Annotated in this window: 12 protein-coding genes; 9 read left to right on the forward strand and 3 right to left on the reverse strand. The window is 48.3% G+C overall.

The genetic code is table 11. From position 1 onward, the window contains the following. Window positions 1-43: 43 nt before the first annotated feature. Both ICL80_RS04530 and ICL80_RS04535 read right to left on the reverse strand, forming a co-directional pair. Entirely contained in the window at window positions 44-1,357 is a 1,314-nt protein-coding gene (locus tag ICL80_RS04530; RefSeq protein ID WP_194214924.1) for a metal-dependent hydrolase family protein, read from the reverse strand. Between the two features lie 100 nt (window positions 1,358-1,457). Beyond that, window positions 1,458-2,642 (reverse strand): DmpA family aminopeptidase, encoded by a 1,185-nt coding sequence (locus ICL80_RS04535; RefSeq protein WP_194214925.1) that lies wholly within the window; start codon window positions 2,640-2,642, stop codon window positions 1,458-1,460. Between the two features lie 170 nt (window positions 2,643-2,812). Here ICL80_RS04535 and ICL80_RS04540 point away from each other — a divergent pair, with 170 nt between their 5' ends. The 9 genes from ICL80_RS04540 to ICL80_RS04580 are packed head-to-tail and all read left to right on the forward strand — an operon-like array spanning window position 2,813 to window position 11,521. Next, entirely contained in the window at window positions 2,813-3,994 is a 1,182-nt protein-coding gene (locus ICL80_RS04540; protein ID WP_194214926.1) for a hypothetical protein, read from the forward strand. A 9-nt stretch (window positions 3,995-4,003) separates the two neighbouring features. Next, on the forward strand, window positions 4,004-5,215 hold the full coding sequence (locus ICL80_RS04545) for a sulfotransferase family protein (protein WP_194214927.1): 1,212 nt from the start codon (window positions 4,004-4,006) through the stop codon (window positions 5,213-5,215). Window positions 5,216-5,218: 3 nt separating this feature from the next. Next, complete coding sequence (gene rfbC, locus ICL80_RS04550; RefSeq protein WP_228073814.1) at window positions 5,219-5,791, forward strand: dTDP-4-dehydrorhamnose 3,5-epimerase; 573 nt, start codon at window positions 5,219-5,221, stop codon at window positions 5,789-5,791. Beyond that, a complete protein-coding gene (rfbF, locus tag ICL80_RS04555) occupies window positions 5,788-6,561 on the forward strand; it encodes a glucose-1-phosphate cytidylyltransferase (RefSeq protein ID WP_194214928.1) in 774 nt (257 codons plus the stop codon). Before rfbC ends, rfbF begins: the two co-directional genes overlap by 4 nt. Window positions 6,562-6,606: 45 nt before the next feature. Further along, a complete protein-coding gene (locus ICL80_RS04560; protein WP_194214929.1) occupies window positions 6,607-7,653 on the forward strand; it encodes an NAD-dependent epimerase/dehydratase family protein in 1,047 nt (348 codons plus the stop codon). Beyond that, window positions 7,646-8,572: an NAD-dependent epimerase/dehydratase family protein gene (locus ICL80_RS04565; protein ID WP_194214930.1), complete on the forward strand. Its 927-nt coding sequence runs from the start codon at window positions 7,646-7,648 to the stop codon at window positions 8,570-8,572. Before ICL80_RS04560 ends, ICL80_RS04565 begins: the two co-directional genes overlap by 8 nt. Before the next feature lie 21 nt (window positions 8,573-8,593). Beyond that, a complete protein-coding gene (locus ICL80_RS04570; protein ID WP_194214931.1) occupies window positions 8,594-9,643 on the forward strand; it encodes a radical SAM protein in 1,050 nt (349 codons plus the stop codon). Between the two features lie 5 nt (window positions 9,644-9,648). After that, window positions 9,649-10,431 carry an NAD-dependent epimerase/dehydratase family protein gene (locus ICL80_RS04575; RefSeq protein ID WP_194214932.1) on the forward strand — a complete coding sequence of 261 codons (783 nt, stop codon included), beginning with the start codon at window positions 9,649-9,651 and terminating at the stop codon, window positions 10,429-10,431. A 40-nt stretch (window positions 10,432-10,471) separates the two neighbouring features. Further along, a complete protein-coding gene (locus ICL80_RS04580) occupies window positions 10,472-11,521 on the forward strand; it encodes a phytanoyl-CoA dioxygenase family protein (protein WP_194214933.1) in 1,050 nt (349 codons plus the stop codon). 48 nt (window positions 11,522-11,569) lie between these two features. Here the strand turns inward: ICL80_RS04580 and ICL80_RS04585 are convergent, their stop codons facing one another. Next, window positions 11,570-12,325 (reverse strand): type 2 periplasmic-binding domain-containing protein, encoded by a 756-nt coding sequence (locus ICL80_RS04585; protein ID WP_194214934.1) that lies wholly within the window; start codon window positions 12,323-12,325, stop codon window positions 11,570-11,572. Window positions 12,326-12,618: the final 293 nt, after the last annotated feature.

Here is a 12,618-nt window from a genome sequence, read left to right on the forward strand (position 1 = left end):
GGGAGCCCCGCCAGACAATGGCTTTTTAGGCTTTTACCTAATTTTAGTTCTGCTTGTAAATCACGCCAGATTTCATAACAAAATCAACATCAAGCAGTTCATGAAGGTCAGCAAGTGGGCTGCCGTCCATTGCAATAATGTCAGCATATTTACCTGCCTCAAGCGTGCCCAGTTTGTCTGACATACTAATGAGGTCAGCCGTGTTTACGGTTGCAGATTTCAACACTTCCATAGCAGGCATGCCCGCTTTTTCCATAAGGATAGCCTCTTTTGCATTATCACCGTGATGCGAGACACCACTATCAGTGCCGTAAGCTATTTTCACGCCTGCCTTGTAGGCATTACTGAAGTTTTTCATCAGATCAGCGCCAACCCGTATGGCTTTTTCCTTAATGGCGGTGGGCATGAAATCACTGCCTTCTGCCATTTTCACAACTGTATCCCCTGCAAGCAGAGTAGGCACAAGGTATGCCCCCGTTTTTTTGAAAAGCTTCACGGATTCAGCGTCGGCATAGGACCCATGTTCAATGCTGTCAACACCTGCTTTAAGTGCCGCATTAATACCCACTGCATCATGGGCGTGTGCGGCCACTTTACGGCCTAAACTGTGGGCTGTGTCCATAACTTCTTTTAGTTCGTCGTCGGTCATTTGCTGGCCTGTGCCTGTATTAGTGTCAGAAAGCACACCGCCAGTCGCCGTTATTTTAATAACATCTGCGCCGTATTTTACAGCAGTGCGCACAGCATGGCGGCAATCATCCGCACCGTCGCAGATAGTTTTCGGTGTGTATTTTTCCAGCAGGTCATGACGCATACCGTCGACATCGCCGTGCCCGCCCGTTGCCGCAACAGCACTGCCTGCGGCTATAATGCGGGGTGCTGCGACCCAGCCTTTTGCAGCGGCATCACGCAGTGCAAAAATATGGGTTGGTTCGCTGCCCAAATCGCGCACTGTTGTAAAACCCGCGTCAAGAGTGCGTTTTGCAAACAGCACGCTGTGCATGCCGTTGTCGGCATCTGAAAATCTTAGCTTTTCGCTATCATTTTTTGGACCAAGTTCGCCTTGGAGGTGTACATGCATGTCCATCATGCCCGGCATAACAAAGCTGTTTTTAAGGTCTACTAGCTTTGCACCCTCGCCGAATTCAGCACTATCGGCAAAGCCGTCTCGTACCTCACTGATGATGCCGTCTTTAATAACGACAGTTTTGTTTTTCTCTGACGCCTTACCCGGCACCGCTAGCAGTTCCCCTGCATAGATAACTGTAACATCAGTTGCAGTAACAAGGCTGGAAATCCCGCCTGCCAGTGCTATTGCTGCTACTGCTTTTTGTATCAGTCCTGTTTGATATGCCATTTATTTCTCCCACGCTGAATGTTGGCGGTGGAAATATTGCATAGTCTATAAAGCAATAATACACCCTTAAACTTAAGTTACATGGTTTTGGGCGGCTATATTATTTGTTTAGGCGGTTATACTGGCGCATAATATCCTGAAGTGCCTTATGGGAAATTGCTTTTGCAGTATGGCCCATATTGCCCGTCATGTCGCGCCCCGCAACAAGGGCATTGATGATTGCTTCTTCGGTGGCTTCTACCACGGCCAGAAAGAGCGGGTCCATCTCGTCATTTGTAATCATGGTAATCGCTGTTTTGGGGCCGCTCTGTAAGGCGTTTTGGTTGGCAGTAGAGAAAGCAACAAAAATATCACCGCTGCCGTTGCCTGCATAACTGCCATTGCGGGCGAGACCAAGGGCCGCACGCCGGGACAGCCGTTTTAACTGATGTGGCAGCAAGGGTGCATTGGTCGCAACGACAATAATAATGGAGCCGGTTTCTGTGAAACGGGTGTTATTTTCACTATAGGCTTTATCTTCCTGCAAATGTTTGCCAACAGGCACACCCGCGACCCTTAGCGTATCACGTGTGCCATAATTAGCCTGTACCAGTACGCCGACACTATAGGGGCCGTCGTTCATTTCTATAATGCGTGATGATGTACCGGTTCCACATTTAAACTGGTGGCAAATCATACCTGTGCCGCCGCCCACGTTGCCTTCGCCTACCGGCCCGCTGGCAGCGCCGTTCAGGGCTTCGGTCACATGCTCGGCTTTTACATGGAAGCCATTAATGTCGTTCAGCCACCCATCCCATGTTTCTGCTACAACTGGCAGCGACCACCAGTAGCCACTGGCGTCGGCGGCACCCGCTGCTACCCGCCATGCAATGCTCGCGTCGCGCACTGTGCCAACACTGTGCGTATTGGTAATAAGGATGGGTCCCTCCAGCATGCCAGACTCTTCAAGCCATGCTGTACCGGTCATTTCGCCGTTACCATTCAGGGAAAAATAGCCACCAAACACAGGCTTATCATGGGTTTCTGTGCCGCGCGGTAAAATAGCTGTTACACCAGTACGTACGGCTTTGCCGTCTGGCAAATCCGCTATAATGGTAGTTTCACCAACTGTAACGCCTGGCACATCTGTGATGGCATTAAAGTGCCCAGGTGTGCCATCAAACGGTATGCCTAGGCCTCTGGCTCTTACAGGTTTGTCATCGGCTAAAGCTGTTGGAAAAAAGGTGTTAAAACAGTAACCAGTCACCAGTAGCATTACTATTTTCGCATTAAGTATCATACGCATAGAAAAACCTCCCCGTAGCAATTACTCATCAAAGGCCATTTTTATTCCAGACTATATAGTATAGCCTATATTACAAATGCTATTTACTGTTAACGCTATCGCTCAATACTCAGAAATGTCTGTATAGTAGCGTTATCTTTTGGGGCCATGCAGGGTAATGAACTGAATTTATGAGCACTCATGCTGTCACGATTTATTTTTTCTCGAATGCTGGGGAGCATGGCTATGCTTACGCGCAGGCGCTAGGTAGTATTGCCCAGCGCGTTGGTTTTGGTTTTGTCCATTGCTGCGAAGGTGAGCCAACAACAATAGCCATGGATCAAATCAGGCAATGCCCAGAAAGCTCTATTGCGCTTACCATTAACGACAGTATGCGGCGGCACAGTGTGTTGGGCGTGCCGCTCAACCAGTTGCTGAAAAAGGATAAAATTCCGCACATCTGTTTTGTGATTGATCACCCTTTGTATGTTTTCAGACCGTGGATGAATGACGGTCATACGTGTTTTTTATTCACCAGCCCTGAAAGCGAAGCATTTTATAAAAAATATTACCAAGGCGCATCTGCCTGCAAAACAGACTTTATCTGGAATGTTGGGTTGCACTACGGCACAAGCCTGTCTGAGCAAGCCCTGTCTGGTGTAGCGAAAAGAGAGCATCAGCTCTTTGTGCCCATTAATTTTGACTGGCAGGGTTCAACGCTTGACAGTTATCTTTCTGATAGCGCCGAATGTGCAGCGGACATACGACCTGATGTTGAAGCCTGTGTCGAAAAATTTGTAACAGATCAGGACTGTACCCCCAGCGATATTGCAGCTTTCATGGCCAAAAGGGGCCATGACCCGGCACGTGAGCATTTTGCAAAAATGATAAAACTTGCCGATAAAGGCATTGAGCTGCAACGCCGAAACCTGCTGCTGACAGAGCTGGTCAGGTTTCCGGTAACGCTTTCCGGGCGCGGTATTCCGCCTCAGATAATAGAAACATCAAAGGCGTGCTACATCCCCCATCATACAATGATGGACAGTTATTATATGTACCGGCAGTGCAGTGCGATTATGAATACCAGCACATCAGGTACCCCTATACATGACCGGGTTTCAAATGCCATGGCGGCAGGCTGTTTGCTGGTGACACAAAACAGTACTGCCTTAAAAAGCATTTTCCCTGAAGCCAGCTATGTAGGCTATGACTATAACCCAGCGTCAGTGGGGGCTGCTTTGGAAACGCTCTTCTCTGGTTGCAATATAGAGGGCACGGCGTATCAGGGGTGGCAGGCAATCAACACACCAGAAGTCTTTGCTATTTTATATGGTGGGCTAAAGCGGCTGGCTGATGCCTGCCTCTCTGGGTAAGAGGATAGTATGAAATTAAGCCATAGTGAAAAGAAAGCGGAACTGGGAAGGCATTTGTCTGCCGCCTCCATGCTTTTATTCCCAGATCAAAGGTTGGCGGTTTTTTTCTCGCCCAAGGCGGCGGCGAGCAGTATTTTGAACTGGTACCACCGTATTCACGGTCTTGAACAATATGCGAAAGACGCCCGCACCAAGTTTGGCGCAGGCAAGTACGAACTGATGCTGGCGCACCAAAGTTCGGCTACATATGGTGCAGTGCTTGAGGATTTACGCGAATCTATACTGCGCGGTGAAAGCGGCGACTGGACAACAGTAAAAATAGTGAGAGACCCATACGACCGTGCGGTTAGTGCCTTTTTGATGGTGCTGTATCTGCGCAATCACACGCTTAGTTTCCGCGATTTTCTAAGTTTGCCGAAGGCACACTTTACCCGGTTTGGTGATGGGCACTGCAGGCAGCAGTTTAGTGAACTTGAACGCCTCGGGGTTTTAAAATTTAACCAGATTCTGAAAATAGAAACAGGTATAGACAATATTCTTGGCGGGCTGGAAAAACAGTTTAATCTTGCTTCAGGCTTACAAAGCCAAAGCTTGCACGCAAACAAAGCCCGCTACGAACCGGTGGGTGGTATGACCGGTCCTGTATCTGAGCTGCCCATAGCTTCAGAAGGCCTAAAACTTGGTAAGCCGGTACCACCCCGACAGGCGTTTCTCGACGCACACACAAAGCAGGCGATTTATCATCATTACCGCGAAGACTTTGAGGCCTATGGTTACCCACACGGCCTAGGGGCAGGGGATACTGGTTTTTCTGTTTCTGAGATTACACCGACCGCACGCAATTTTATGCGGGATGAGCTAACAGGTGGATTATATAGCCTTGTAAAGGCCTTGGGGCCTGACCAGCGGATTGTTTTTATGGGTGCGGGCAGTACCTTTATGGAATTTTTGTTCGATAAAGAATTTGAAAACCAGCAGATTGTAGCCGTGCTTGATAATGCCCCTGCAACACGGGAGCGGTGGCAGTATATACTCGGCTATAACCTGAATATACCAGTGCTTGCGCCTGAGGATGTGACCACGCTGGATTTTGACAAGCTTGTTATAACATCAAGAGATATACCAGTGGTTGAGGCTCAAATGAAAGCCTTGGGGGTTGATGAAAATAAATTTGTCAGCGTAAAGTTGTTGCCAGAATTTCATCCTTTGAACATGGGGTAATGTATGGGTATGAAGTTTGAAAAGCTGGGTGGTACCGATGTATGTGTGATTAGCCGTAACAGCTTTTCTGATGCACGGGGCAGTTTTACCCGGGTTTATTGTGAAGCCGAGTTTGCAGAGGCTGGCTTGCCTACGCATTTTCCCCATATTAATTTTTCTGACAATGTGGCGCCGTTTACCTTAAGGGGAATGCATTTTCAGTATCCGCCGCACGAAGAAGGTAAAATGATCTTCTGCGTTGCCGGGCGGATATTTGATGTAGCCGTGGATGTGCGCCCCGAAAGCAGCACCTATAAACAGTGGGTAGGGCTAGAGCTGGATGCAGACAATAAGCAAAGCCTTTATGTGCCTGCGGGTTTTGCGCACGGTTTTTTAACGCTGGAACCGCACACAAGGGTTATATATATGGCAACAGAACCCTATAAGGGTGGGGCAGAAGGCGGGCTGCGCTATGACGACCCCGCAATTGCCATTAAATGGCCTGCCCAACCCGTAACGGTTTCAGATAAAGATCTGGTTTGGCCGTGTTTTGATGCGGCTGCACACCACGCCGCAAAATGGGGGAAACAAAAGTGAAAACAGTTTTGCTGGCAGGGGGATACGGCACACGATTTGCCGAGATGACCGAAGCGGTACCAAAGCCAATGGTGCCCATTGGGGGCAAACCTATTTTGTGGCACATTATGAAGCATTATACCACGTTCGGGCACCGTGATTTTATCATCTGTCTTGGATATAAGGCAGATGTGATCCGTAATTATATGATGGGCTTGCTGCATAATATGTCGGATTTTACGGTTGATCTGGGTACAGGGGAAATCCAGTACCATAACAGGGCTGGGGAAAACTGGCGCCTGACCCTTATTGATACAGGCATTGATACCGGCACCGGGGGCAGGCTTAGAAAAATTCAGCATTTGGTTGAGGGCGAAACTTTTTGCATGACATACGGGGACGGTGTTTCCAATGTGGATATAGCAGCCTTGAAAGCGCACCATGCGGCACAGGGAAAACTGGCGACAGTGACAGCTATTGTACCACCATCCCGCTATGGCTGCCTTGATATGGACGGCGATGATGTTGTGTCTTTTAGTGAAAAGCCAGATGCCGCCCGTTCATTTGCGCGCATTAACGGTGGTTTTTTTGTGCTTGATGCCGGTGTGATCGATTATATTCATGCAGATTCAGACATGTGGGAGGATCAGCCCATGCAGGATTTGGTAGCAGCCAAACAGATGTCTGCCTTCAAGCACGACGGGTACTGGCAGTGTATGGACAATCTACGGGATCATAAAAATCTTGAGGCTCTGTGGGTAACAGGAAAGGCGCCGTGGAAAACATGGTAAGGCTGTGTGTAAAAGCTGTTTTGTTTTAACCTGTAGGATACTGTTTTGAAAATTCTGATTACTGGTAATATGGGGTATGTGGGGTCGGTTTTAATACCGCATCTGGCACAGGCTATTGGCCCTGCCGCAGAACTTACCGGGGTTGATAACGGGTATTTTATGGGGGACCTAACATCATATGGCCCCCCACCAGAGGTATGCCTGCACACTCAAATCTTTGCTGATGTTCGTAACATTACAGCTAGTGAACTTGAGGGGTTTGATGCTGTGGTGCATTTGGCGGCTGTCTCAAATGACCCCATCGGGGCAGAGTTTGAAGCGGCGACATACGCTATTAACCAAACGGCAACAATAGAGCTGGCACAAGCTGCAAAAGCCGCAGGTGTTAAGACCTTTGTTTTTGCGTCAAGTTGCAGCGTTTATGGTGCAGGGCCTGATGCGCTGGTCGCTGAGGACGGTGTTTTGGCACCGCAAACGGCCTACGCTATTTCAAAGGTGGAGGCAGAAGCCCAGCTGTGCCTTTTAGCGGGGGATAGCTTTCGTGTTACATGCCTGAGGTTTGCAACGGCATGTGGTTTTTCACCCCGATTAAGGCTTGATCTGGTTGTGAATGACTTTACGGCCTCGGCGCTTAGCACAGGCAGTATTTTACTGAAAAGCAAAGGCAATGCATGGCGACCGTTTATTGCGGTTTCAGATATGGCACGGGCCATAGAATGGGGCCTTATCCGCGAAGGGGCTGTATGCGAGGTTGTTAATGTCGGGCACGATAGCCTTACATGCAAGATAAGTGATCTGGCGGCGACAGTATCACAGCATATTGGCAATGTAGCTGTTAAAGTTGATGAGGCTGCCCAGGATGATAAACGGTCATATAGGGTTGATTTTTCAAAATTTCAGGCACTTGCCCCCGACCACCAACCGTTGAAAACATTCCCTGAGATTATTGAAGAACTGGTTGCAGGCTTGCGTGCCTTTAGTTTCGCGGATGCGCACTTCAGGGCTGGTAACCTCATTCGGCTCAACCGGCTTTCTGGTTACCGGGAGAAAGGCCAAATGACCCGTGACCTACGGTGGGGGCCCTATGGTTGATGGCCGCAACCATCTGCAAGCAGGTGTTTTAGGTGCCTCAGGGCTTATCGGGCAGGGCATATACCGTGTTCTAGCTAAAGCGGGAGGTGCGGTTTCAATCGGGCGCACAGCAGCAATGCAGCGCCAGTGTGATATAGACGAGCCTTTGCAAGCCGGTACATTCAGCAGCCTTGATACGCTGGTGTATGCGGCAGGGCTGCGCGATGAAGACATGTTGACAGGCGGTGAAAATGCTGCCCGGAAAGCCGCCGATACAGCATTGCGCCGGGCTGAGCATGTTTTTGAGTGCGCGCTGCAAGCGGGCTGTAAAAAACTGGTTTATATTTCTTCTGCTCATGTCTACGGGGCATTGCAAGGCACAATAACCGAGGATACAGCGCTTGCGCCCCAGTCCCTTTATGCTGAAACACATACAGCAGTAGAGATGCTTGCCGCAAGCAAGGCAGTAGAGGCGGGTGGTCGGTGCCTTATCCTGAGGCCCAATGCTGTTTACGGCATGACATTTGACCCTGCCCGTTTTGCAAGGTGGAATTTAATTCCCTTTAGCTTTCCTCTCGCTGCTATCAGGCATAGCCAGTTAGAAGTGCGGGCACCACACGCGGGCAGAAATTTTGTTTCCAGCATGGATATAGGGGTATACGTTAAAGCCTGGCTTGAGAATAAAACGGCGCCGCAGGTGCAATTTTTAAACCCGCTTGGGGCAGATACTTTAACAATTGGCGCGTTTGCCGCTAAATGCGCTAAAGTTGCAGAGCAACTGACCGGCACGAAAGTTGCGTTAAAGTATGGTAATAGTGCAGCGCCCGCTTTTTTATATGCCAGCAAGTATGAAAAAGTGACGTTGACTGAAACGATAGATGACTTCTTGCCGGTCTATGCAAGATTTTGCCTTGAGGCTGATGTGCCGCCCAAGTGCTGAACATGAAATGCGAGAAACCCTATGCAACTGCGTAATTTTGATTTTTCCCGGAAGATTTTTTACCACCCAGACCGGGTGGCAGAATTAAAGCAGGGTGGGCGACCATTTCCGGTAACGGTGGAAATTGATCTGACAAACAGGTGCAATCATAATTGCAGCTTCTGTTTTTATGCCGAGCATATCAACACAGACCAAAGCACCCTTAAGGTCGATGTGATTAAAAATGCGTTGGTGGAACTAAAAGAAATGGGCGCACGCGGTGTTAGTTTTACTGGTGGCGGCGAGCCTATGGTGCACCCTCATTTCACTGATATTCTGGCCCATGCGGCGGCGACTGGGCTGGACTGCGGCCTTATTACAAACGGATCGGCTATTACAAAAAAGAATGTAGAGGTTTTAGCGCGCGATCTGGCGTGGATCAGGGTTTCTGCAGCGGGCGGCACACCTGAAAGTTATGCAAAGGTGCAAGGTAAAGATCACTTTGACCGGGTGGTGGCAAATATTGCACTGTTAAAAGCGGAAAAAGACAGAATAGGCAGCGCTATTAACATTGGTGTGCGCATGCTTGTGACCCCGGAGAATCTTTTTTCCGTACCAAATCTCGCAAAAATTTTGGCTGAAATGGATGTTGATTATCTGCAAGTTGCTCCAGACCAGTTCACGGAAGATGACGGGGCGTTCTGGAACGACCCCGCGACACAGGCAGTGTTTACCGAGGCGAATAGCTATTTTAGCATGTCGCACACCCGCCTCTTGACCTCTGGTTATGTCTGGTATCAGGACCAGTTGGAAAAGCCGCAGGCGTGTTATGCCCATTATTTCCAAATAGCAGTGCTGGCTGAAGGGCATATTACATTTTGCAAAAATGCTCGCGGCGCTGAAAAATTCTACATCGGTAATATCAACGAAAACTCGGTTCAGGAAATCTGGAATTCTGTTACCAACGAAGAACTGGAAGCATGGGTCAAGCCGTCGAACTGCGGCCTTTACTGTAAGCATATTCAAATGAATTTGGCGCTTGAGGATGTGGTGCATCCTGATCCGGATATGTCACCAAACTTTGTAGGATAGCTTGTATGCATGAAAGGGTTGTTGTTGGGGCAAGGGGGTTGGTTGGCAGTGCCTTTTGCCGCTATTTTGAAAGCCATAAACTTTCCTACACAGCGGTGCAGCGTGAAGAGGCACAGTCCCACGGCATAGAGAAATGCGGGCTTCTAGTTTTAGCGTGCGGGAATGCCAATAAAGGCAAGGCAAACGCAGACCCAGCATGGGACTTTACCCAGTCGGTTGAGGCGGTGGCATCTTATGTGCACATGCTCAAGCCAGAGCGCACAATCCTGATTTCAACGGTGGATGTTTATCCTGACCCATCTTCCGTTCAGCAAACGGCAGAGGCATATCCGCTTAATCCCCTTGCGTGTCAGCCTTATGGTTTTCATAAATGGTTGGCAGAACAGTATGTGCAAAAATTTTCTGGAAAGCATCTGGTGTTGCGGCTACCGGCACTTGTTGGGCCGGGCCTGACAAAAAACCCGGTTTTTGATTATTTTGCTCTGGGCAAACCCCTGTTTGTTTCACCGCTATCGCGCCTTAATGTGGTGCATGTGGATGATGTGGCAAGGCATGCTATGCATTTGGTGGCAGAGGGGGTTGAAGGTGAAACGTTTAACCTTGCGGCCAGTGCCGCCATTACTGTTGGTGATTTCCCCGTCCTCTTTGGCGGCGAGAGCCAGTATGTAGAAGGGGCTGACAAAAATATACAAACGTACGATATTAATATCCAAAAGGTTTTACAGTTTGTTACTTTATGTTCAAGTGAAAACGCGGTCAAAAGATACCAGAGTATTTTGCAGAAATAAGCCCCGTACGGTAGCCTGTTTTTGAGAAACCGGAGATACAATGAACAGAATAAAAAACGATGTATCAGATGCGATAAACCGTGCCCTGCGTGATTTTGAAAACCAGTTATCGCGCGCATACCGGTTTGGTACATCGGTCTCTGATACAAACCTGCGGGATACGCTGGCAAACATTCTAAGGCGCTCAATCACACATCAGGTTATCTCACAGTGGGATGCGGGCTATCATGTGGGTGAAGATGGCGCTTATGCCAAAGGCATTGTAGAAATTGGCAAGCTTTTATCCGCCCAGCAGATTAAGGATATTACCCAGAATCTGGCAGATAAGCCGGTCTATAATACACCGACTATCGGCGATAGTGACGGGGTTGAACGGTTTGTAGGCGGTACGGCAGAAAGTGAACGCCTTGGCGGGTATCGTCTTGATGATATTTTGGCAGCGCCGCATTTGCTGGAGCTTGCTAATAACCCTGTTGTTATATCGGGTGTCCAGAAGCTGTTTAGAAACTGCCCACCGGTTCTTACCCTTATGTCATTGTGGTGGGCTTTTCCGGTTGTTGACAAACCGGTGTTATATTTGGGCCAAAACTTCCACCGGGATGCTGACGGCTTTCATAATGCAGCTCTGTTTACATACCTCACCGATGTGGATGATGAAGCAGGCCCGCACCAATATATAGAAGGTAGTGCAAGCAGGGATGCTTTGGCTGAAACTCTTGTTGGCAGATTGCCCATAGTGGTTGAGGATGGCCGTCATAAGGGCAGTGTGATTGAAGCAGTTGATTTTTTCTTTCAGGACCACGGTGATGACCTGAATGCTGTATATGAAAACTACCTCGCGGATCATATCAAGACTGTAAAATTAAGCGCAGGCCATGGATTTATAACCGATACTTTTGGGCTTCACAGAGGTGCCGCACCCACCAAAACACCGCGGCTTATTTTTACAGCCCGGTACGGTACTCTTGATAATGTGAATGCCGACCACCGTAAGTCACAGTATTTTGAGCCGTGGCCCTGGAAAAAAATCGCACACAGGCTGCCTGAAAACTTTAAAACACGATATGTCAATAGGTTGCTGGTTGAGTGAAAACATGCAGCACACTTAGTGTGCGTGTGCGCTTTTATGTGTACTGGACTAATCTAGCATTGTTTTGATAGCCTGCTCTGTATTGGCCTGTAGTGCACGGTGAATGTCATCCCGAAGTCCGGCGTCAAGTGCTGCTTGCATGTTGACATTAAAGGCCTTCAAAGCCCGCGTGCAGGCAGAAGATTTCGAAAACGTAAAATACAGCGGAAACTTAGGCATATTAGGCTGTTCAACTACTTTTAAGGCGAGTCCACCGAGATCAACCGTGGGCTTGTTCCAGAATAACAGGTTGCCTACTATAATTGCCTCTACTTCATCGTCGCGGAGCATTCGCAGCGCTCTTCTTTCAGGTATGATAACTGTTGTATAATCCTCTTTCACCGCATCAAGTATTGTATGGCTAAACTGCACCATAATATCAGATACGGCAACCAGCTGGGGTGGTTTTTCCAACTCGGCTTTTACAGCAATGCTGGCACCAATATTTAAAATTGGAATAGAGGGCACCATTTCTGTTGGAATAAAGATCAGTGTCGTCATGACGATATCTATTTGACCCTGTTTGTGCAGTGCAGCGATACGTTTTTCAGGCAATAGTGGGATAAGTTTCGGTCGAATACCGGCCTTTTCAAAAATATCCAGCATTTGCGGGTTTAATTCACCCGTGTTTGAAACAAAAACATCGCCTGCGAGCTGCGACCACATGGACGGTGAGACTGTGCATGTCACATAATCAGCATCGACGGCGGATACAGGTGTGGATAAAGCAAAAGCTCCAATTATTAATGCAAAGAGGCGTATCATGTATTTCCTGCCAGAAAACATTCTTACAATACTTATAATTATAAAAACTTAACGAAGTCTAAGTTTGTGGGTGTCAACCACTGGTTACATGCAGAAGCAGCATTCTGAACGCTAGACTGAAAAAGCTCGAAAAACGACAGCAACTTGCAGGTTTTATCAAACTATAAAGCTGGTTTTGAAAAGTGGTGCCCGGGGGCGGATTTGAACCACCGACACGCGGATTTTCAATCCGAATGTAAAGATATGGATTGAAACTACTTGAAATCCCCTGATGATATATAATATGTTGTAAA

Origin of the sequence: Kordiimonas pumila (assembly GCF_015240255.1) — a bacterium.
Classification (GTDB): domain Bacteria; phylum Pseudomonadota; class Alphaproteobacteria; order Sphingomonadales; family Kordiimonadaceae; genus Kordiimonas; species Kordiimonas pumila.

Bases quoted from the DNA above. Each gene is read 5' to 3' on its own strand.
- ICL80_RS04530 (WP_194214924.1), bottom strand. From the start codon at position 1,357: ATGGCATATCAAACAGGACTGATACAAAAAGCAGTAGCAGCAATAGCA.
- ICL80_RS04535 (WP_194214925.1), bottom strand. From the start codon at position 2,642: ATGCGTATGATACTTAATGCGAAAATAGTAATGCTACTGGTGACTGGT.
- ICL80_RS04540 (WP_194214926.1), top strand. From the start codon at position 2,813: ATGAGCACTCATGCTGTCACGATTTATTTTTTCTCGAATGCTGGGGAG.
- ICL80_RS04545 (WP_194214927.1), top strand. From the start codon at position 4,004: ATGAAATTAAGCCATAGTGAAAAGAAAGCGGAACTGGGAAGGCATTTG.
- rfbC (WP_228073814.1), top strand. From the start codon at position 5,219: ATGGGTATGAAGTTTGAAAAGCTGGGTGGTACCGATGTATGTGTGATT.
- ICL80_RS04565 (WP_194214930.1), top strand. From the start codon at position 7,646: ATGGTTGATGGCCGCAACCATCTGCAAGCAGGTGTTTTAGGTGCCTCA.
- ICL80_RS04570 (WP_194214931.1), top strand. From the start codon at position 8,594: ATGCAACTGCGTAATTTTGATTTTTCCCGGAAGATTTTTTACCACCCA.
- ICL80_RS04575 (WP_194214932.1), top strand. From the start codon at position 9,649: ATGCATGAAAGGGTTGTTGTTGGGGCAAGGGGGTTGGTTGGCAGTGCC.
- ICL80_RS04580 (WP_194214933.1), top strand. From the start codon at position 10,472: ATGAACAGAATAAAAAACGATGTATCAGATGCGATAAACCGTGCCCTG.
- ICL80_RS04585 (WP_194214934.1), bottom strand. From the start codon at position 12,325: ATGATACGCCTCTTTGCATTAATAATTGGAGCTTTTGCTTTATCCACA.